At 26.7% G+C, this 22,925-nt stretch carries 16 protein-coding genes; 11 read left to right on the top strand and 5 right to left on the bottom strand.

The annotated features are described in order from the left end of the window. Positions 1-96: 96 nt before the first annotated feature. Together purB and mnmA are read right to left on the bottom strand one after the other, a co-directional pair. Positions 97-1,485, bottom strand: a complete 1,389-nt coding sequence (gene purB, locus BVAF_RS01970) for an adenylosuccinate lyase (RefSeq protein ID WP_044026200.1) — start codon at positions 1,483-1,485, stop codon at positions 97-99. Positions 1,486-1,670: 185 nt separating this feature from the next. Continuing rightward, positions 1,671-2,771: a tRNA 2-thiouridine(34) synthase MnmA gene (mnmA, locus tag BVAF_RS01965; protein ID WP_013516713.1), complete on the bottom strand. Its 1,101-nt coding sequence runs from the start codon at positions 2,769-2,771 to the stop codon at positions 1,671-1,673. Between the two features lie 750 nt (positions 2,772-3,521). Here mnmA and BVAF_RS01960 point away from each other — a divergent pair. Next, positions 3,522-4,202, top strand: coding sequence for a transglycosylase SLT domain-containing protein (locus tag BVAF_RS01960; RefSeq protein WP_013516712.1), 681 nt, complete (start codon positions 3,522-3,524; stop codon positions 4,200-4,202). Between the two features lie 247 nt (positions 4,203-4,449). On the opposite strand, the gene BVAF_RS01955 is transcribed toward BVAF_RS01960, so the two are convergent. Continuing rightward, a complete protein-coding gene (locus BVAF_RS01955) occupies positions 4,450-5,091 on the bottom strand; it encodes a winged helix-turn-helix domain-containing protein (RefSeq protein ID WP_013516711.1) in 642 nt (213 codons plus the stop codon). Positions 5,092-5,438: 347 nt separating this feature from the next. Between BVAF_RS01955 and BVAF_RS01950 the strand changes: the two genes are divergently transcribed. Then, positions 5,439-7,631 (top strand): TonB-dependent receptor domain-containing protein, encoded by a 2,193-nt coding sequence (locus BVAF_RS01950; RefSeq protein WP_013516710.1) that lies wholly within the window; start codon positions 5,439-5,441, stop codon positions 7,629-7,631. Positions 7,632-7,708: 77 nt separating this feature from the next. Here the strand turns inward: BVAF_RS01950 and infA are convergent, their stop codons facing one another. After that, positions 7,709-7,927 (bottom strand): translation initiation factor IF-1, encoded by a 219-nt coding sequence (gene infA / locus BVAF_RS01945; protein ID WP_013516709.1) that lies wholly within the window; start codon positions 7,925-7,927, stop codon positions 7,709-7,711. Positions 7,928-8,065: 138 nt separating this feature from the next. Continuing rightward, positions 8,066-9,037: a thioredoxin-disulfide reductase gene (gene trxB, locus BVAF_RS01940; RefSeq protein WP_013516708.1), complete on the bottom strand. Its 972-nt coding sequence runs from the start codon at positions 9,035-9,037 to the stop codon at positions 8,066-8,068. 383 nt (positions 9,038-9,420) lie between these two features. Between trxB and BVAF_RS03255 the strand changes: the two genes are divergently transcribed. From BVAF_RS03255 to lpxK, 9 genes are all read left to right on the top strand, one after another. Next, positions 9,421-11,835, top strand: a complete 2,415-nt coding sequence (locus BVAF_RS03255; protein ID WP_320408527.1) for a DNA translocase FtsK — start codon at positions 9,421-9,423, stop codon at positions 11,833-11,835. A 12-nt stretch (positions 11,836-11,847) separates the two neighbouring features. Beyond that, entirely contained in the window at positions 11,848-12,534 is a 687-nt protein-coding gene (gene lolA, locus BVAF_RS01930; protein WP_236608339.1) for an outer membrane lipoprotein periplasmic chaperone LolA, read from the top strand. 595 nt (positions 12,535-13,129) lie between these two features. Next, positions 13,130-14,443, top strand: a complete 1,314-nt coding sequence (serS, locus tag BVAF_RS01925) for a serine--tRNA ligase (protein ID WP_013516705.1) — start codon at positions 13,130-13,132, stop codon at positions 14,441-14,443. A 171-nt stretch (positions 14,444-14,614) separates the two neighbouring features. Further along, positions 14,615-15,718 (top strand): 3-phosphoserine/phosphohydroxythreonine transaminase, encoded by a 1,104-nt coding sequence (gene serC / locus BVAF_RS01920; RefSeq protein ID WP_013516704.1) that lies wholly within the window; start codon positions 14,615-14,617, stop codon positions 15,716-15,718. A 110-nt stretch (positions 15,719-15,828) separates the two neighbouring features. Further along, positions 15,829-17,154, top strand: a complete 1,326-nt coding sequence (gene aroA / locus BVAF_RS01915) for a 3-phosphoshikimate 1-carboxyvinyltransferase (RefSeq protein WP_013516703.1) — start codon at positions 15,829-15,831, stop codon at positions 17,152-17,154. Between the two features lie 97 nt (positions 17,155-17,251). Further along, the gene (gene cmk, locus BVAF_RS01910) at positions 17,252-17,974 is read left to right on the top strand and encodes a (d)CMP kinase (RefSeq protein WP_236608338.1); all 723 of its coding nucleotides are present in this window, start codon (positions 17,252-17,254) and stop codon (positions 17,972-17,974) included. Between the two features lie 101 nt (positions 17,975-18,075). Then, positions 18,076-19,803, top strand: coding sequence for a 30S ribosomal protein S1 (gene rpsA, locus BVAF_RS01905; protein ID WP_013516701.1), 1,728 nt, complete (start codon positions 18,076-18,078; stop codon positions 19,801-19,803). Positions 19,804-20,118: 315 nt separating this feature from the next. Beyond that, positions 20,119-21,876, top strand: coding sequence for a lipid A ABC transporter ATP-binding protein/permease MsbA (msbA, locus tag BVAF_RS01895; RefSeq protein WP_013516700.1), 1,758 nt, complete (start codon positions 20,119-20,121; stop codon positions 21,874-21,876). Then, a complete protein-coding gene (gene lpxK, locus BVAF_RS01890; protein ID WP_013516699.1) occupies positions 21,876-22,883 on the top strand; it encodes a tetraacyldisaccharide 4'-kinase in 1,008 nt (335 codons plus the stop codon). The genes msbA and lpxK overlap by 1 nt, the downstream gene beginning before the upstream one ends. The last annotated feature ends 42 nt before the right edge of the window (positions 22,884-22,925 follow it).

Genomic DNA, 22,925 nt, shown 5'->3' with positions numbered 1-22,925 from the left:
CATTTTTTTTAAGAAGGGACATAATTAATCATCGTTATTACACACACATAATGTATGTGCATGTGTATAAATTAAAACATAAGTAAGTGCTGATTTTTATTTTATTTTTTCTATATCTGATGCTAAAATAGATGCTAATCCAATGTAATCAGATGGGGTAATTTTTTTAAGCCTATTTTTTTCTATTGTTGGTAACGGTAATGAATCAATAAATGATTTTATTGAATTTGCATTAATATTGTTACTATAATTAAACATGAAATCTTTTGTGCGTTCATATGCATTATGGATATTGTATCGTTTCATTACTGTTTGTAATGCTTCGCCTAATATCATCCAATTTTTATTTAAATCTTGTGATAAATATTTTTCATTAATTATTAATTTGTCTATTCCTTGTAAGGTATTATAATAAGAAATTAAAGAGTATCCTATAGCTACTCCTAAATTTCTTAAAACAGTAGAATCACTTAAATCTCTTTGCCAACGAGATATTGGTAATTTTTCAGAAAAATGCTTCAAAATAGCATTTGATAATCCTAAATTTCCCTCAGAATTTTCAAAATTTATAGGGTTAATTTTATGAGGCATAGTAGATGAGCCAATTTCATAACTTTCATGTTTTTGCGTAAAATAATTTAAAGAAATATATCCCCATATATTTTGATTAAAATTTATTAAAATAGTATTGAATCGAGCAATGCAATCGGATATTTCAGCTATATAGTCATGTGGTTCTATTTGAGTTGTATATGGATTCCACGATATCCCTAAAGACGTAACAAATTCTTCATCGAATTTTCTCCAGTTTATACGTGGATATGCTATAATATGAGCATTATAATTTCCAACTGCTCCATTTATTTTACCTAAAATTTTAATTAATTGTAAATGATGAAATTGTCGAATTAATCTATATGCAACATTAGCCATTTCTTTTCCCATAGTAGATGGACTAGCTGGTTGTCCGTGGGTTCTAGAAAGTATTGGAATCTCTTTGTAATTTATACTTAACTGTTTAATTGAATTAATAATTTTTCTCCATATCGGTAATATAATTATGTTTTTAGTATGAATTAACATTAATCCATATGCAAGGTTATTAATATCTTCTGATGTGCAAGCAAAATGAATGAATTCATTTATCTTCTTTTTTAAACTAGGAACTACGTTAATTTTTTCTTTTAGGAAATATTCTATAGCTTTGACATCGTGGTTTGTTACGCGTTCTATTTTTTTTATGTATTTTGCATCTTTTATGCTAAAGTCATCGACTAAGTTGTTAAGAAAATTATGTTCAGTTTCAGTAAATATAGGAACTTCCGTGATTTCTTGTGTATTGGATATTTTTTTCAACCAACAAATTTCAATTTGTACTCGAAATTTTAGAAAACCAAATTCGCTGAAAATATTTCTTAATGAGTGGGTATAATTATGATAACGTCCGTCGATCGGAGATATTGCAGTTAAAGGAGAGTATTTGATCACATATGTACCTTTTAGTTGATTTTATGATTTCATAAAATATTTATTTTATTTTTATACGATTATTTTGTGGTAATATACTTAAAAACATATTTTTAATCTAAAAATTTTTCTAAAAAGATAAAAAATCTCTATGTTTAATAACATAGTACTATTTAGATAATAGTTAAAAAATTAATTTTAATTTATTGTGTGCTCATTAATGGAAAGTGTTTTGTAATTATTCCCCCTCCTAAACAACGCTCGTTTAAATAAAAAACAGCTGATTGCCCGGGAGTAATTGCTGTTATGGGATATTTTAAAATGATTCTTAAGTTATTTTTTGATATAGGAAATATATAACATTTAGAGTCTGGTTGTCGATATCGGGTTTTGACGGAACATTGTAAAGGTGATGTTAATATACATTCTTCAATCCAAAATATTTGTTGAACAACAAATTGATTAGACATCAGGCATGGATGATTAATCCCTTGGGCTACAATTAGTGAATTATTTTCAATTTTTTTATCTACTACATACCATGGTTTTCCGTTACTATTTTTTATTCCTCCTATATTTAATCCCTTTCTTTGTCCTATTGTATAAAAAGGGACACCTTGATGCGTGCCAATTTTATAACCATGTACATTAACTATTGGACCTGGTTGTATTGGTATGTAATTGCTAAGAAATTTTTTAAAGTTACGTTTTCCAATAAAACAGATTCCCATTGAATCTTTTTTATTTGCTGTAATTAAATTCAACTTTTTAGCAATACTTCGTACTTTTAATTTAGTAAAATTTCCTATAGGAAATAAACAATGTTTGAGTTGTTGCTGATTCAATGTATATAAAAAATAACTTTGATCTTTATTAAGATCAATTCCCCGTATGAGACTAATTTTATTGTTAAAATTTATGCGCCGTACGTAATGTCCTGTAGCTATAAAATCTGCTCCTAAATCTTCAATAGCAAATTCTAAAAAATATTTAAATTTAATTTCTTTGTTACATAAAATGTCAGGATTAGGTGTTAGTCCAATATTATATAATTTTAAAAATACTTTAAAAACATTGTTCCAATATTCTCGTGAAAAATTGACGGTGTGTAGAGGTATTTTAAGAGTATTACAAACAGAACATGCGTCTATCAAATCAGATTTTGAAGCACAAAATTCTTGAGTATCATCATTTTCCCAATTTTTCATAAACAGTCCTTCAACTTTGTATCCTCTTTTTTTTAATAACCACGCTGACACTGATGAATCTACACCTCCAGATATGCCTACAATAACTTTTTTCATGAATTAATATGGAATATTGTATATATAATCATAATTGTAATATTTTTATTAAATAACTCACATATAAAAAATAAAATATTTTAAATTATTTTAAGTAAGTACTGTAACATATATTTATTTTTTTAAATTAATTTTCTGTTTACAATGTAAATATTTTAGATATTTACATAATAATATAATAAATTGTTTTATTAATACATATTAACATGTATATATTTGTATATTTATAATAAAATATTATATTTATAAGTTATTTTATTATCAATTTATATATATGTATAAATAATTATGATAGATATGATTGGTTATGACGTAATGTTTATATGTTCTTTACATAATTTGTATTTATATTATTTTAAATATTTTGTGTTATAAAAACATGACAAGGCTATTTAATTAGTTAAAGTTATGCGAAAAATTAATGATATAATATCATTATTCTAGTGAATAGTTGTATCATGTGTTATGAAAAATTAGATGAGTTATGAATAGGCTATAATAGTTATGTTTTACTTAATTGATTAATACTCATTGAATCGTTTCTACAAATAGAAAATTTTTAATAAATTATTGAATTAAATTTATTGATATTAGTTTGATGCATGAGAAGTATATATATTCAATTGTATTGAAATACATATTTATTTTAAAATGATCGTTAAGTTATTTATTTTTTAATAATGATACGTAATATAATCTTAATTTCAATTGTAAGTATAGAAAAATATTATTTTTAATTCAAATATTTAAATGAAATTTTATTTAGTATATATTATTTTTTTAATAATAATAATACCGGGATGCATAATGATTTCACCTCGTTTGAACAACAATCAAGAAACATTATGTTTTTTAAAACAACAAACAAACAATTATTCTAATTCAAAAAAACAAATTAGTTTATCAGAAACATATGATAAACATATAAATTATTACTCTAAATTATATGGTGTAGATGCGTTATTAATAAAATCTATTATTCAAGTAGAATCTAATTATAATCCAAACGTAGTTAGTAAATCTAATGCTGTTGGGTTAATGCAAATAAAGGCAGATACTGCTGGTAAAGATATTTATCGGTTGAAAGGACGGCTTGGACAGCCTAGTGTTGCAGAATTAAAAAATGCAGTCACTAATATTGAATTAGGTACTGCTTATTTATATATATTACAAAACCAGCTAGCAGATATAATGAATTTGAAAACTAGACGATATGCTATGATAGTGGCGTATGTGAATGGACTGGGGGCATTGTTAAAAATTTTTTCTACGTTAGATCATACCCAAGCTATAAAAAAAATTAATAAACTTAATTCAAAACAATTTTGCCAGTATATTCAATATCATCATCCTTCTGTTCAAGCGTATCGTTATTTATTTAAAGTGAATTCTGTGTATATGTTAAATAATAAAAATTATGCTAAACATTGATGTATAGAACAATATTGTGATGCAAGTGAATATTTAAATTAATTTCTATTAAGTATATAGAAGATAATTTAATGAAGTTATTTATTAATTAATCACCATGATAATAATTTTAGTAAATTAGAAAAAATTGTCTTTATATGTATGAGAAATAATGATTTATGTATATAAATGATACGTGTTTTTATATACAGAGTAGCATTATAATAGTTTTTATATTTTTAATTTATACTTAAATAGTTTTAAGATATTATGTTTCATTGTTTTGAAACTCGAATTCTGATATAATAGGAAAAGTACAGATATTACATGAATTGATTTCTTTACAACAGTATAATTTGATACTGTTGGTTTTATTGTATAGATATATAAAACCTATGGTAAATACAAAAAATAGTGTAATTATTAAGGTAATAATGTATTTTATATAGGTTTGAGTATGAAACGGATTAGAGTTACGTGATGTAATATTGTCGTTTTTGTCAATGTTGGATTTGGTAGAATCATGAGCATATTGATTCGGGGAAATATAATTATTTTCGGGATCATTTTCTATTTGTTTTATTGTTAGTTGATTATTTAATTTTAATCCTCGTTTAGGAATAGTTAGAATAGAAGATGAATCTACTCCAAAAATGGCTAAATTTTTTCTTATTAAACTAATTTGTTGATTTAAGTTTCCATGAGATGGTTCTAACCCGTAGGATTTCCACACTACTGTAAATAAGTGTTCTCGAGTAACTGGGGATCCGGTATGACGATGTTTGATCAGTTCTTCTAAAATTCGGCCAGAAGAATTAGATAATTTTATTAAATTGTTGTCATTGTGTAATGATTTTAATATATATTCTGTAGTATCAAAAATTATATTCGAATGAATAATATATTGCATTTAATAATTCCCATTTACACATAAACAAACTAAGAATTATATATATGTCATATAAAGAGCATATGTATATCTTTTAAAATACGGCCCCTTAAGGTATCCGTTATTTACTTATTAATTAATTAAAAAGAATACAATAAGATATCTTAAAAATCTAGTATATATTATATATTTTGATAGACTCTTATAAGTATGTTACGTTATTATAACATTAAAGTATAACAATCAGAATAATATATAAAAATTGTTTTACATAATTAAGGGTTAAAAATAAATATTTTTTAATATATAACTAATTATTAGTCATATGAAAGTATAATAATGATAATTATATAAAAAAAGAGGATATAGTGATACTGAAATATGTATCTAATGATTTTTTAAAAAGCGTAATTTATTTTGTTTTATATATAGCGACATGTATATGCATTTTATGCATAACTAATAACATTTACGCCAATGATGATTATTTATCATCTGGTTCATTGCAACATAAAACGTCTTCAACGCTTACTTGTAAAAAATTTCCTCCGTTATTTAAAGATAGTAAAAATAACAAAGTTGTTACTATCATTGCTGAAGTAAATACTTCATTGATTTCTGTGTCTGATTCTATAAAATCATTACAACATTATTCATTTATTACTGATTCTGTTGATTATTTGAAAAATATACCAGGATTTTCTATGATTCGTAATGGGGGGACTAATAATAATTTTGTATTAAGAGGAATAACTAGTTCCAAAATACGTATTTTAGCGGATTCTGGTGAAATAATTGGAGCTTGTTGTTCTGGCATGGATCCTGCTACCGCTTATATTATTCCGGAGACTTTTGATATTTTAAATATAATTAAAGGTCCTCAAACGGTGTTATGGGGGCCAGTAACTTCAGGAGGTATTTTACAATTTCGGCGTTATCATCCCCATTTTAATTCACCACAAATCAAAACTTGTAGTAGTATGATTGTTGGATCGAATGATAGCATATATAGAAATATAGACAGTATATTAGGTAACAAATATGGCTATATTAGATTGATAGGTAATTGTAATTACTCTGGAAATTATTATGATGGCAATAATCACCCAGTGCATTCTGCGTGGTACAAGTGGAGTGCAGATGCTATTTTATCATTTAATTTTAGATCTAATACATTTATAGATATTAATTTAGGTCAAGGGAATTCTAGAGTAAATTATGCAGTTACAGGTATGGATGGATTATGTTTTGCTAGAGAAAGTTATGGATTTAGAATAGAAACCCCAGGTATTAATGATGTTTTAAATTCAATTGAAATTCAATCCTGGTATCATCATATACATCATATCATGATTGATTCTACGGTATCTTTTGTTAAAAATTTATCATCGACATTGATTCCAAAACAATATTATTGTTGTTCTACTCAATGTAAAACTAATGTTAATGATGTAGAACGGTCTTTATGGGGGTCTCGAGGCTTTATTACATGTCAATGGGAAAATTTTCAGTTTTATAGCGGCATTGATATTCAAATTAATCAATATAGAAAAAATACTCAATTGATGTGTGATTCTAAAATACATAATTATTCTTTAGATTCAGGAATATTTAATGAATTTATTTTTAATATGTTACCAAATAAAAAAATTATCGGAGGAATTAGAATAGAACATAGTGTTGTTGATATACACGATGATTGTTATGCTGTGTATTATAGAGATGTGACATATCCAGCTGGGTTTATGAGATATGAAGGTGTTATTTATCCGGAATTTTTATATTATCTTGGAGTAGGTGTATGTCAACGTTTGCCTGATTATTGGGAATTGATATTAAATAGGTTTAATGACAATATAAAAAGTAAGAATCTAATTTTTCAATTAAAGCCTGAAAAAACTATTCAGATAGATATGGGGGCTCATTTAAAAAAAACAAAAATAGATGGATGGATAACGTCTTATATAGGGTATATAAAAGATTTTATTTGTTATAAATATAACAATAATGTTGATAGTAATTTGATACAGGACAATATTGTTGATTGTATGAAGAATTCGAATGCTAATATATGTGGGACTGAAATGGGTGTAAGTTATAAATTAAATGATTATTGGCTTGGTAAAAGTAATATATCATGGGCTTGGGGTATAAATAAGGATAATCAATGTATATTACCTACTATCCCTCCTTTAGAAGGGAAATTTACATGTCAATTTAAAAAACAAAATTATAATTTAGGAATATTATGGAGATTGGTCTCATCATCGCAATATATAGAAAAGTTTTTATCTACTTTTTGTTCCTATAATTTTTTATTTAAAAAATATACACAAGATATATTGCATACGCCAGGTTTTGGGGTAATATCCGCATATTTAGCATGGAGAATTCCTAATTATTATACATATACTGTTGGTATTGATAATATTTTGAATAAAACTTATAGAGAACATGTAAATAATTTTTTAAATAATTATGATGTAACTCAATATAACTCAAAAAAACTTATTTATGAATCAGGTCGAACATGGTGGATTAAAGCAGAAATTATATTATAAGCAATAAAGTTAAAATATAACAATTTCACAATAACTTGCTGCAGCTATATCTCTTATTGTGAAGTATTATATTTATTTTATCTGCTTCGAAAAATAATTCGTCCCTTGCTCAAATCATATGGGGTTAGTTCTACAGTGACTTTATCTCCTGTTAAAATTCTAATGTAATTTTTTCTAATTTTTCCGGAAATATGCGCCATAATTATATGTCCGTTTTCTAAACGCACTCTGAACATAGTATTAGGCAAAGTGTCTAATACTATACCGTTCATTTCAATATTTTCTTCTTTTATCATATGACATCTCTTATTATAAGACGTAGAGTAACTTTATATCGGGTCTCATCATGATTATTATTTAATAATTTAATTTTTATTATATTATGTGTTATATTATAACATATAGTTATAATTGCTAATATAGTGGTAATTGTTTTAGTTATTTTGTATGGTGGACAAGAATCTTTCTGCGTCTATTGCAGCCATGCATCCTGTTCCTGAAGCAGTAATTGCTTGTCGGTACATGTAGTCCATTACATCTCCTGCTGCGAATATACCGGGCACAGAAGTAGCTGTAGTGGCGTTGTTATTATCATTTTTAGAGTTTACACAAATATATCCATTATCGTTTAATTTCAGTTGATGACAAAAAATGCTAGTATTTGGATTATATCCAATAGCGATAAAGACCCCTTTTAGATCAATGGTATATTCTTTTAAAAGAATAGTATTTTTTATTCTCAATCCGGTAACTTCTAAATCGTTACCTAATATTGTTTTTACAATACAATTAGTATGTAACACAATGTTTCCTTTATATACTTTTTCCATCAATCTATCAATTAATATTTTTTCTGATGTAAATTGAGAACGTCTATGTACAAGATGTACTGTGTGAGCGATGTTGGATAAGTATAAGCTTTCTTCTACTGCAGTATTACCTCCTCCAATTACTGCAACTGTTTCTTTATTAAAAAAAAATCCATCACATGTAGCGCATGAGGATACGCCTTTCCCTTTATATTTGATTTCGGAAGGTATTCCTAAACTTCGAGCAGATCCACCAGTACTTATAATTAAAGAGTCACATGTATATTGATTTGTATTTCCATATAGTTGAAAAGGACGTTTTTGGAAGTTAACTTTAATAATATGATCATCAATAATGTTAGTATTGAATTTAATTGCATGAGCTTTCATACGATTCATAAGACTCGGGCCTGTTAAATTTTCTGAATCTCCAGGCCAATTTTCTATGCTCAAAGTAGTGCTTAATTGGCCCCCAATTTCTAAACCTGAAATTAGTATGGGGCTTAAATTAGCTCTAGCAGAATAAATTGCTGCTGTATATCCAGCTGGTCCAGAACCTAATATAAGCAATTTACAATGTTTATTTTTATTTTTCATAATTAATATATTCCTTTTTGATGATTTTATTATTTATATAATTAAAATTTTATAATTTTTTATAGTAATAGTACATAAATATATTTATGTTTTATTTGATGGCATAGGCAGTATATTGCATCAATAATTTATGAGCATTAATAAAAAAAATATTGTTTAATATTGTTTATATATATAATTTATTGTGATTGAACCAAATTTGATATTGCAATAATAAGTTGCTTAGAGCTTAAAGCATAGATTTTGTAATTTTACAATAAGAATTGATATAATAATGTTCTTATTTTTATAAGATCGTATGTATGAATGTAGTATAGAGTTTGTTAAAATGCTTATTAATTTTTATTTGGATATTAATATATCAATTTAATTAAAAATAATTTTTGGAGATAAACTTGATATTGATACGTATTATTATACTCGGTTTTATATTTGTATATATAGTAATGATATTATTTAGTTTTGATCCAGCAGACCCTGGATGGATGCAACACATCGGTTACAATGAATTAATGTGTAGTAACATAGGAGGTAAGGTAGGTGCTAGAATTGCTGATTTTTTATTTTTTTCATTTGGGGTAGTAGCTTATATTATGCCATTATTTATATTATTCTACTTGTGGAAATTTTTTTTAAATAAAAATAACAGACCTGTTTTTATCTTTTTTTTAGAATTAATAGCAATATTTATATTTTTACTCATATGTTGTGTATGTGCTCAATCAATTATGAATGATATTTTTTATTTTGCTCCTGGAGGAATTATAGGTAGTATATTACTTAATATCATTAAAGTTCCCCAATATTTTTTATACTATATTATCATGAATTTAATTTCAATTAGTATTATCGGTTGTATGTATTTTTTTAATCAAAATTTTTTAAATTTAATAGCAAAAATATATAAAAAAATAATATATATTTTGCATATTATTTTTGGTAAGTCACTAACAAGTATTAGTAAACTAAATTATTATGTTCAGAAAGTTTTTTGTTGTTCTAGTATAATGTCATCTATTTATTTTAAAAAAAAATATGTTGTGTATAAAAAATTTTTTAATCGACAGAGTAAAATAAGTAAACTTTTAATCAAGAATTGTGATAAAAGTACTCAGTTTGTTAGTTTTACTAACTCTCCAATCTGTAATAATATTATTTCATCATTACCTTCAGCAATGAACTTTGGGTGTGTAGAATGGAATTGGTTAAATAATAGAGATCAACAACAACATATTAATATACCTAAATCAGATCAATTTAAATTAAATGTTGATGGTAATAATCAATATTATTGTAGCAATCGTATTAAATTTATAAATACACTCGATCGTATTAATTATAGTAATAAAAATGTTGATGAAAAATCTAATTGCTATTCAAAAAAAATTTTTTCTAAAAATATGTTTATGCTTTTTAATAATAATGTAAATCGCAATCATACTTTATTCAAATTTATGAATCATAAGTCTGATAGTATTTTTCATAATCGTAAAAATCGAGATAAAACAAAATTTATCAAGTCAAATTTACAAAAAAAAACATTACCTCAAAATAACATGAACCATTATCATTCCATTATTGTGCCTAAAAAGAAATATAATGATACTATCAACTTAGGTTTACCTAACAAAAATCTTTTAATATCAAATGTTAAAAAAAAATCGATAAACAGTTTTAAATTTGAACAAGATGCTGAATTAATAGAAAGTAAATTATTAGAGTATCGTATTAAAGCTAAGGTGATGCAAATTACTTCAGGTCCAGTAGTTACTTTATTTGCATTAAATTTATCTGCTGGAATAAAATCATCTAAAATTTCTGGTTTATCATTAGATTTGGCTCGTTCTTTATCTGTTAGAGCTGTTCGAGTAATCGAGGTAATTCCTGAAACACCTTATATTGGTTTAGAAATTCCTAATAAAAATCGAGATATAGTATTTTTAGAAGAAATAATTAGTTCAGAGAACTTTCGGAATATGAATTCTCCATTAGCATTAGCACTAGGTAAGGATATTTGTGGTATACCTGTGATTGCTGATTTGAGGAATATGCCTCATTTGTTAGTTTCAGGTACTACTGGTTCTGGAAAATCTATGGGAATTAATTCCATGATTATTAGTATGCTGTATAAATCTACTCCAGAAGAGGTACGTTTTATTATGATTGATCCTAAAATTCTAGAATTATCAGTATATTCAAATATTCCTCATCTTTTAAAAAAAGTAATTACTGATGTGAACGATGTTGAGTCTATATTACAATTATGTATTATAGAAATGGAACGTCGATATAAATTGATGTCTATATTAAACGTACGTAATTTAGAAAATTACAATAATCAAGTAGAACAGTCTATTTTTACTCAAGATACTATTGAGAATAATGTATTTTGTTTTGAGATAACTAAAAAATTGCCTTATATTGTCATTATTATAGATGAATTATCTGATTTGATGATTTTAACTGATAAAAAAATAGAAGTATTAATTACTAGATTAACTCAAAAAGCACGTGCAGCTGGTATCCATTTGATTTTGTCTACACAAAGACCATCAGTAAATGTCATAACTGGATTGATTAAAGCAAATATTCCAGCTCGTATAGCGTTTACCGTATCTAGTAAAATAGATTCTCGTACTATTCTTGGGCAATCTGGAGCTGAGTCTTTATTGGGAAAAGGAGATATGTTATACTTACCCGCTAATTCTTCTATGCTTGTTAGAATACATGGCGCATGTGTACAAGATGAAGAAATATGTTCAGTAGTTAAATTTTGGACAACTCAGAAGCACTATTAATTTATTGTGATTATGTTTAGTGATTTTTATTTTAGATATGTATGGGGCATGGTGACAAATAAATTCCATGGTATAGGGAAGTTAATAGTACATATTTGTTTTAGCATGTTCATGTTACAGTCAATACAAACTCAAGTTATTTCATCGTCTTCTGTTTTACAAAATAGATTAAATTTAGTAAATAAATTTTATGTTAATTTTATTCAAAAAGTTTATTTTTTTGATTATGAAGAAAATATAGAAATAGCTCGAGGTGAATTATGGGTAAAACGACCTAATCTTTTTCGTTGGCATTTCACTGATCCAGAGGAGTTTGTTTTGGTCTCTGATGGTCAGACAGTTTGGTTTTATGTGCCAAAACTTAAACAAGTTGTAGCATATTGTTTAAAAAATCAAATTGCTGGAAATATTTTTTTAGAGTTACTATTCAGTTCTAATTTATTTGTATATCAAAATTATATTATTCTTCAGAAAGAAGATTGGTTTTATTTAAAATCAATGCATGATAATTCTCTTCATATAAAAGAGTGTGCAATACAAATTAATAAAGATGGAGTCATTAATCAGATTAATGTTGAGGAAGAAAATGGACAACGTGTTAATTATTATTTATCCAATCAGTGCGTTAATTTTATTGATAAAGATAAATTTAATTTTTTTATTTCTAAAGATATGCAATTAGATGATCAAAGAAGATAAAAATATTTTTTGAATTAATGAATTTTCAATAATGTTTAATATGTACCATAGGGGAAGTATTATATTGAATTAATTTATTTAGAGAATAATCATGATATTATGCAATATCCAGAAAGGCATATTGTTCTAGATATTGTGAAATTAAATTTGACTGTATTTAGTTTTTATGTGATTTTTTATTTTTGATTAAATATGTTAGGATATATATTCATTATATGAGTAAATATTTCAAATATGAATTTGATGTTACGCAATATAATTACGCAGTATACAGTTGGTTATTTAATAGTTGCTAGAGTTAGCTATGATTAATAGTGATTGTATTTTTAGGGAGTTTTTGTATAGTATGTTTAATTTAAATTTAATAATGACAAAATTTTAGGCATATATTCTTATATGCATTATTATTTGTAGAATACCAATGAAGTAGACGTTGGTTTAAACTGAGATTTGTGATTGATAATTATCAATAGTATTCGAATATGTAAGAAAATTTTTAATTTTTAGTACAAGATATTATGATTATTATCAATAATAATCACATGATGTTTATATAGATAATTTTTATATAACATAAAAGATGGGATTTTTATATATGTTAGATCCTAAACTATTATATAATAATACAGATTGGGTTTATAAAAGATTAGCTCGTAAGCAATTTTTATTAAATACAAGTGAATTAAGACAACAAAATAATTTACGTAAGGTTTTGCAAAAAAAAATAGAAAAAATACAATCTGATAAAAAATCTATTTCTAAAATTATTGGGAAAATTAAATCTCAACAGGAAGATATTCAATCTTTGTGTAAACAAGCTAATTTATTGAATGATCAGCTAACCTCAATTAAATTCAAAATTAAGGTTTTGCAAAAAAAAATAAAACAATATCAATTATCCTTACCTAATATCCCTGATGATAATATTCCTAATGGCACTACAGAGCAGGATAATGTGGAGATTATGCGTTGGGGGAATTTAAATAGATACGATGATTTTAAGCCAATTGATCATGTAACATTAGGTAAATTAATAGGGGAAATAGATTTATCGAGTGCATCAAAAATTGCTGGCAGTCGTTTTATTGTGTTAAAAGGAAAAATAGCCCGTTTATATAGGGCATTATCTCAATTTATGATGGATACACATATTAAAAATCACGGATATCAAGAATATTATGTACCTTATTTAGTAAATACAGATTCGTTATATGGAGCAGGTCAATTGCCTAAATTTTATAAAGATTTGTTTCATACTCAGTCTATCGTTGATATCAATTGTAGTAAAATCAAAAATAAATCATATACATTAATACCGACAGGAGAAGTACCGTTGATTAATTTAATGAGAGACATCATTGTTAATGAAGATGAATTACCTATTAAAATGGTGGCTCATACTCCATGTTTTCGATTGGAAGCCGGCACATACGGTTATCGTACACATGGATTAATTCGAACTCATCAATTTGATAAGGTTGAATTAGTGCAAATGGTTCATCCAAATAAATCTACTCAGGCATTAGAAGAAATAACTAATCATTCAGAACAAGTATTACAATTACTTGAATTACCGTATAGAAAAACGTTATTATGTGCAGGAAATATTAGTTTTTCTTCATGTAAAACGTATGACTTAGAAGTTTGGTTACCTACTCATAATTCTTATTGTGAAATCGCTTCTTGTTCAAATGTAAAAGATTTTCAAGCACGCCGTATAAAAGCTCGTTTTAGAAATAAAATTTATAAAAAAACAATGTTATTACATACATTAAATGCATCTGGATTGGCTGTAGGTAGAACATTAGTAGCAATTCTAGAGAATTGTCAATTACAAAAAGATAGATGCATTAAAATACCTAAGGTATTACATTCATATATGCATGGCATTACTCATATTCATTATTAATATTTATACTGAATGGTGTATGAGAATTTTATGAATTAAATAGTTAGAAATTAATGCATGTGTTTTTAGTTGGTTTACTGGTAATTGCATGAGATAATTTTTCGTATATTGTTATTGTATTGTATTAATTGATATAATTGATTGTTAACATTATTTGAACACAAAAGTTATATGAAAAAAAAATTTAATTTTAGTGCTGGTCCATCAATGTTGCCAGAATCGGTTTTAAACCAAATAAAAGAAGAATTATTAAATTGGAATAATCTTGGCATATCTGTTATGGAAATTAGTCACCGTAGTTCTGAATTTGAAGAGTTGGCCCAAAAGACACAAAGAAATTTAAGAATTCTTTTAGATGTGCCCAGTAATTATACTATTCTTTTTTGTCAAGGAGGGGCACGTGCTCAATTTTCAGCAATTCCTATGAATTTATTAAAGAAACCTACAGGTAATATTGATTATATAAATACTGGATATTGGGGATATAGAGCCGCAATAGAAGCTCAAAAATTTTGTAATGTCAATATTGTCAATGTTCTTGATAAAGATATTAATGGGTTTTATTTTATAAAACCCATTAATGAATGGAACATTTCTAAAGATAGTCTTTATATTCATTATTGTCCTAATGAGACAATTTCTGGCATATCTATTAATGATATTCCAATTTTTTCTGAAACAAAAATTTTAATTGCTGATTGTTCTTCAATGTTGTTATCTCAACCTATAGATATTAATCGTTTTGGCATTATTTACGCATCAGCTCAGAAAAATATTGGTGTACCTGGTTTAACAGTAGTTATCATTCGAAACGATTTAATTTTTAATACCGTATCTAATTATAAAAAAATACCAGCTATTTTAGATTATGAAATTCTTTTAAGTAATAATTCTATGTTTAATACCCCAGTTACTATATCTTGGTATATTGCTAACTTAGTTTTAGAATGGCTAAAAAAATTAGGAGGATTAAGTAAAATTAATGAATTTAATAAAAAGAAATCAGCTTTATTATATAAAGCTATAGATGATAGTGATTGTTATTATAATAATATTAACTATAAATATCGCTCTATAATGAATGTTCCTTTTTTTTTAAAGAGGGAAAAATTGACTTATTTGTTTTTAGAAGAATCTAAATTTTTTGGATTATATGGATTAAAAGGACATAAAATTCATGGAGGAATTAGAGCATCTATATATAATGCTATGACTTTAGAAGGAGTACTTAATTTAATTAAGTTTATGAATTTTTTTTCAAGACAATGTAGTTGAAATAGAAAATATAGTTTGTATTATACATATGCAAAAAATTATATAAATTATTTTATAGAATTACTTTCATAATCATAGGTGGTTTAATTTGTTAAACAGAGTTAATATAGATGAATAATTTTATTAAATTGGATCCTATATATAAAGTCAATGGGACTGTATCTCTTCCTGGATCGAAAAGTATATCAAATCGAGCATTATTATTAGCAGCTCAATCTGTTGGAACTACTCGGTTAATTAATTTACTCGATAGTGATGACGTACAATACATGCTAAATGCACTGTATAAATTAGGAATACAATATAAGTTGTCTTCTGATCGTAAAATTTGTGAGATCGATGGAATAGGAGGTCCATTGCAATTTCAAAATAAAAGTAGTCTTCATCCCCAATTAACTTTATTTTTAGGAAATGCTGGCACTGTTGTGAGACCTTTAATTGCAGCTTTATCTATTGTAACTTCACAAAATATTATGTTAACTGGTGATGTAAGAATGCAAGAAAGACCTATTCATCATTTAATACATGCCTTAAGACAAGGTGGTAGTCAAATAAATTACTTGAAAAAAGAATATCATGTTCCTGTGTGTTTAAATGGAGGTTATCGTGGAGGAACAATAATTATTCAAGGAAATATTTCTAGTCAATTTTTATCTTCTATATTAATGATGATTCCATTAGCTCCGGAAAATACATGTATTAAAGTGGATGGAAAATTAGTGTCTAAACCATATATTGATTTGACTTTATCAATTATGAAAATTTTTGGTATTACAATACAACATCAAGATTATAAAATTTTTTATTGTGAAGGGAATAGGTTATATGTATCTCCAAAGGAATATATCATTGAAGGGGATGCTTCTAGTGCTTCTTATTTTTTAGCAGCATCGGCTATAAAAGGAGGTACTGTCAAGGTATTAGGAATAGATAAACATAGTAAGCAGGGGGATGTATATTTTTCTGACATATTAAATAGGATGGGAGCTTTTGTTTCCTGGGGAGATAATTATATCGAATGTACCCGTGGAACTACTCTCAATGCTTCTATTGATATTGATGTAAACCATATGCCTGATGCAGCAATGACTCTTGCTATTATTGCATTATTTACGATAGAAAAAAAAATTCCTATGATACTACGTAATATTTATAATTGGAGAGTTAAAGAAAGTGATCGATTATATGCAATGGCTACTGAATTAAGAAAGGTAGGAGCAAAAGTAATAGAAGGGTATGATTATTTATACATTTTTGCTCCACAAAAAATACAATCAGCTTATATTAATACTTATCATGATCATCGTATAGCAATGTGTTTTTCTTTAATTGCTTTATCCGGTGTATCTGTAATTATTGATAATCCACAATGTATTTGTAAGACTTTTCCAGATTTTTTTAATCAATTTTTTAAAATTAGTAATACACAGCAATAACTTTGATTAAATAGAAACAATAAAATAGGGTACTATTATAAAAGTTTTATTAAATTTTTATTTTATAGATTAGTAGAGATGTATTAAACATATTATTATGAGTAAACAAATGAGTAGTAGCTTTAACAATGGAAATATCATTCCAGTTATTACTATTGATGGTCCTAGTGGAGTAGGAAAAGGAACATTATCTAGAAGATTATCAAATATTTTGGGATGGAATTTATTAGATTCAGGAATAATATATAGAATTTTAGCATCAATAGCTTTAGATAACAATATTGATACAAATAACGAAATTAAATTAATAATGCTTATTCCTTTGATAAAGATTGATTTTTTAAGAAAAAATAATCGGTTTATTGTTTTGTTAAATAAAAAAGAAATTGATAAAAATATCTATACGGAAATTATAGGAAATCTTGCTTCAAAAATCGCTATATTTCCAAAACTTCGAGCTTCTTTATTAAGATATCAGCGTAAATTTTGTATATGGCCAGGTCTTGTTGCTGATGGAAGAGATATGGGGACTATAGTTTTTCCTAATGCAATGGTAAAAATATTTCTTTATGCTTCTGAAAGAAAACGAGAACAAAGACGGTTAGACCAGTTGCAGAAAACAAATTTTAATGTTAATTTTAATTGTCTCTTATCTCAAATAAGAGAACGTGATAATCGGGACTATACTCGAAAGATTGCTCCATTAATCCCATCAGTTGATGCATTAATGTTAGATTCAACAGATTTATCTGAAAATGAAGTAACAAATAAAGTTTTAACATATATGAAACAAGTTGATATACCATTGTGCAATATATAAAAAATCATACATAATCAAGGATTTGATTATGATAAAGAAAATATAAAGCTACATCAATATGGATTGTTTGATGAGTATTATTAACGACTGAAGATTAAACAATGATAGAATCATTTGCTCAATTATTTAAGGAATCTTTACAAAAAATAAAAACGAAACCTGGTTCTGTTATACAAGGTACCGTTATATCTATTTTTAAAGATGTAGTTTGGGTCGATGCTGGTTTAAAATCTGAATCTGCTATACCTATTGATCAATTTTATAATTCCAAAGGAGAATTAGAAATAGCAATTGGGGATTCTGTTGATGTAATATTAGATGCAATAGAAGACGGTTTTGGAGAAACTGTATTGTCTAGAGAAAAAGCAAAGCGACTTGAATCTTGGTTATTTTTGGAACAAGCATATCGAGACACTACTACAGTTGAGGGTATTATTAACGGCAAGGTAAAAGGAGGGTTTACAGTCGAATTAAACGGAATACGTGCCTTTTTACCTGGTTCTTTAGTAGATGTTAGGCCAATTAAAGACACATTAGATTTAGAAGGTCAAATCTGTGAATTTAAAGTAATAAAATTAGATTATAAACGTAATAATGTGGTAGTTTCGCGTCGAGCTGCAATTGAATCTGAAAATAGCGCTGAACGGGACCAACTATTAAATAAATTACATGAAGGGGTAGTCCTAAAAGGATTGGTAAAAAATTTAACAGATTATGGAGCTTTTATTGACTTAGGTGGAATAGATGGATTATTACATATTACTGATATTTCATGGAAGCGAGTTAAGCATCCTAGTGATGTAATTAATATAGGAGATTCTATTACTGTAAAAGTATTGAAATTCGATAAAGAGCGTATTCGAGTATCATTAGGATTGAAGCAGTTGCAAGATGATCCATGGGCATCTGTAATTCACAATTATAAAGAAGGAGATAAATTAGTAGGTAAGGTGACAAATTTAACTGATTATGGGTGTTTTATTGAAATTAAAGGGGGGGTGGAAGGATTAGTTCATATTTCTGAGATGGATTGGACTAATAAAAATATTCAACCTTCTAAAGTAGTAGCAATAGGAGATTTAATTGAAGTTATAGTATTAGATATAGATAAAGATAGAAGAAGAATATCGTTGGGATTAAAGCAATGTAAAATTAATCCTTGGCAAAAATTTTCAGAAATGTATACTCGAGGTGATAAAGTTTCAGGAAAAATTAAATCAGTAACTGATTTTGGTATTTTTATTGGATTAGAAGGAGGAATTGATGGGTTAGTACATCTGTCTGATATTTCCTGGGATATGGTTAATGAAGAATCTATAAATAAGTATAAAAAAGGAGATGAAATTGAAGCTGTTGTTCTTCAAGTAGATATAGAACGAGAACGTATTTCGCTCAGTATAAAACAATTAACAGAAGATCCTTTGAATTCTTTCCTATCTATTCATAAAAAAAGTAGTATTGTTTCTGGAAGTATTGTTTCTATAGACCATAACAAAAAAAAATTGATTGTCAAATTAGATGGAACTAATTCTATAATGGGTCATTTAAACCTTGAGGATCACTCATATAATGAACCTAATTTATTAATAGTAAAACAGGAATTTATTAAAAAATTGCCCTATTTAAAAATAGGAAATGCCATACAAGCGAAGTTAGATAGCATAGATAGGAAGAATAGGATAATTAATTTAATTTTATATCATTCTTGTGAAAATCAAAAAAAATCTGAAGTTGACATGATAAATAATGAAAAACATTTTGAAAAAGATAAAAATAATTTTTCTAGCGTTATGATTGAAGCATTTAAAGCGGCTACTAAACATGACTAAAACAGTTTGATGATTGTATTAATAAAGTGGTATTAGATATATTAATATATCTAATTTATTGGTATGAGTATATCAACAAAGTAACTATTATTTATATACATAAATTTAATATTATTGGATATAGGGGTTGTCTATTAAAAAATAAATCTAATAGCTATATAAATAAAAATTATTTTTTAATATGTTACAATAATATATGGAATTTCTTAATCCTTGAAGATATTAATTGTTTTTATAAAAAAATAGTTATTGATTTATCAGTGAGTATGTATCAATGTGTTGATTATATATTAAGTTTGCTATTTAGGTATATAAATGCGTTATTTTAATAATAGCTGTTCTTCGTCCGCTTGGAAAACTTTTCAGCGTCTTTGGCCTATTATTTTTCCTTTCAAGTTAGGGTTAATTGCTGCATCAATTACTTTAGTTATTAATGCAATGAGCGATGCCTTAATGTTAGCGTTATTGAAACCGTTATTGGATGATGGTTTCGGACAAGCTAATAGAGATGTATTTGTATGGATGTCATTAGCTTTAATGGGTTTGATGAGCATTCGTGGAGTAAGTGGATTTATATCAACTTACTGTATATCTTGGGTGTCTGGAAAAGTGGTAATGAAAATTAGACGTCTTTTATTCAAACATATTATGAATATGCCAGTTTCATTTTTCGTAAAACAATCTACAGCTACGTTAGTATCTCATATTACTTATGATGCAGATCAAGTTGCTTCTTCTTCTTCTGGAGCTTTAATTACTGTGATTCGAGAAGGAGCATCGATTGTTGGATTATGTTTTGTAATGTTTTATTACAGTTGGCAATTATCATTAATTCTAATTCTAATTATACCAGTCATTTCTTTTGGATTAAAATTAGTATTCAATAAATTCATAGAAATTAGTAAAAAAATTCAAAACGCTATGGGTCAGATTGCTAATAGGGTTGAACAAATGCTTAAGGGACATAGAGAAATATTGATATTTGGCGGTCAACATATTGAACAGAAACGGTTTAATTATTTCAGTAATCAAATGAGACAATATAGTATGAAAATGGTACAAGTGTCATCTATTTTTGAGCCATTAATTCAATTTATTGCCTCATTAGCTTTAGCTTGTGTGTTATATATTGCTAGTATCCCTAGAATTATGGAAATTCTTAGCGCGGGAACAATTACTGTCATTTTTTCATCTATGATAGCTTTGATGAAACCTCTTAAATCTTTAACTAATGTTAGTGCTCAATTTCAAAAAGGGATGGCAGCTTGTCAAACTTTATTTTCGATTTTAGACTTAAAAACAGAAATAAACATAGGTACCTTTCATGTTAATAAAGTAAAAGGTGATCTTATTTTTGATAATGTTACTTTTTTTTATCCTGAAAAAAATACTCCTTCTTTGTCTAATATTAACTGTACCCTTAAATCAGGACAAATTGTAGCATTAGTTGGAAGATCTGGATCAGGAAAATCTACCATTGTTAATTTGTTGACTCGTTTTTATAATGTTTATCAAGGTCGTATATTGCTTGATGGATTAAATTTAAACGATTATACTCTTTCTTCTTTACGCGATCAAGTTGCCGTGGTTACTCAAAATGTATATTTATTTAATGATACTATTGCAAATAATATTGCTTATGCTAGAGAGCATTTTTATTCCAGAGATTCTATAGAAACGGCAGCTCGCATGGCGTGTGCTATGGATTTTATTTCTCAGATGAAATATGGTTTAGATACTATTGTAGGAGAAAATGGAATATTATTATCAAATGGACAACGTCAACGAATTGCTATAGCTCGAGCATTACTAAGGGATTGTCCTATTTTAATTTTAGACGAAGCTACTTCTGCTTTAGACTCTGAATCAGAACACATGATTTATCAATCTTTGGATGTATTAAAAAAAAATAAAAAATTATTAATTGTTGTAGCACATAGATTATCTACTATTGAAAAATCAGATGAGATTTTAGTTGTTGAAAACGGGTGTATTATAGAACAAGGAGTACATATAGATTTGTTAAGTTTGCAAGGTATTTATGCACAATTATATAAATTACAGTTTTCTTAATGTTTTTTCGTATTTGGTTTAATTCATCTTTATGTTGTTTATTTTTATTACCGCTATCTTGGATATATGGTTTATTAAGTATTTTGAATCGTGTTAGTTATCAATACGGTTGGCGTAAGATCTATAAATTTTCAGTACCAGTAATAGTGATAGGAAATTTAACTGCAGGAGGAAATGGAAAGACACCCATGGTGTTATGGTTAATAAAACAATTAACGATTCGGGGATGGAAGGTTGGGGTAGTTTCTAGAGGTTATGGAGGTAAATCCAATGAATACCCAATTATAGTGAATGAGCTGACAAGTAGTAATGAATGTGGTGATGAACCAATGTTAATTTGGAAACGTACAGGTGTATTAGTTGCTGTTTCTCCTAAAAGAGTAGATGCTGTATTAGCTTTATTACAAGTACAATCTGGTTTGGATATTATAATTAGTGATGATGGGTTACAACATTATGCATTGTTTAGAGATATAGAATGGGTAATTATTAATAATTCTTTTCGATTTGGAAATGGATATTGGTTACCAGCAGGTCCTATGCGAGAGCGAATAACTAGACTTAATACTGTTCAAGCAATTATTGTAAATAAAGCAGATAGTAATGGTTCTATTAAATCAGGAGAGATATTAATGCAATTGTATCCTAGCGCAGTCATTAATATTGTAACTGGAGAAAAAAAAACTATTAGAGCTTTTAAAAATGTTGTAGCTATAGCAGGAATTGGATATCCTAATCAATTTTTTAATACATTAAAAAAGAATGGAATTATTCCTATTAAAACTGTTGCATTTTCTGATCATCATGTGTACTCTGAACAAATGTTGACTGCTCTTGTTTCCCATAATGAAGTATTGTTTATGACCGAAAAAGATGCTGTAAAATGTTTGAATTTTGCTCATAAAAATTGGTGGTATGTATATATAGATGTGGAAATACATCCTTCAGATACTGAAAAATTACTATATAGTGTGGAGGGCACAATTAAGCAGTTTAATAATAAGTAGTAAATTAATATGCTAGCTTTAATCGTGGTAGTAAAATTTTAT

The sequence above is a fragment of the Candidatus Blochmanniella vafra str. BVAF genome (genome assembly GCF_000185985.2).
Classification (GTDB): Bacteria; Pseudomonadota; Gammaproteobacteria; order Enterobacterales; family Enterobacteriaceae; genus Blochmanniella; species Blochmanniella vafra.
The sequence above is the reverse complement of the archived record's forward strand: the minus strand, read 5'-3'. Positions and strand labels throughout refer to the sequence as shown.

Coding starts and splice junctions, on each gene's coding strand:
- mnmA (WP_013516713.1), bottom strand. CDS start 2,771: ATGAAAAAAGTTATTGTAGGCATATCTGGAGGTGTAGATTCATCAGTG.
- BVAF_RS01960 (WP_013516712.1), top strand. CDS start 3,522: ATGAAATTTTATTTAGTATATATTATTTTTTTAATAATAATAATACCG.
- BVAF_RS01955 (WP_013516711.1), bottom strand. CDS start 5,091: ATGCAATATATTATTCATTCGAATATAATTTTTGATACTACAGAATAT.
- infA (WP_013516709.1), bottom strand. CDS start 7,927: ATGATAAAAGAAGAAAATATTGAAATGAACGGTATAGTATTAGACACT.
- trxB (WP_013516708.1), bottom strand. CDS start 9,037: ATGAAAAATAAAAATAAACATTGTAAATTGCTTATATTAGGTTCTGGA.
- lolA (WP_236608339.1), top strand. CDS start 11,848: ATGTTTAGTGATTTTTATTTTAGATATGTATGGGGCATGGTGACAAAT.
- serS (WP_013516705.1), top strand. CDS start 13,130: ATGTTAGATCCTAAACTATTATATAATAATACAGATTGGGTTTATAAA.
- serC (WP_013516704.1), top strand. CDS start 14,615: ATGAAAAAAAAATTTAATTTTAGTGCTGGTCCATCAATGTTGCCAGAA.
- aroA (WP_013516703.1), top strand. CDS start 15,829: ATGAATAATTTTATTAAATTGGATCCTATATATAAAGTCAATGGGACT.
- cmk (WP_236608338.1), top strand. CDS start 17,252: ATGAGTAAACAAATGAGTAGTAGCTTTAACAATGGAAATATCATTCCA.
- rpsA (WP_013516701.1), top strand. CDS start 18,076: ATGATAGAATCATTTGCTCAATTATTTAAGGAATCTTTACAAAAAATA.
- msbA (WP_013516700.1), top strand. CDS start 20,119: ATGCGTTATTTTAATAATAGCTGTTCTTCGTCCGCTTGGAAAACTTTT.
- lpxK (WP_013516699.1), top strand. CDS start 21,876: ATGTTTTTTCGTATTTGGTTTAATTCATCTTTATGTTGTTTATTTTTA.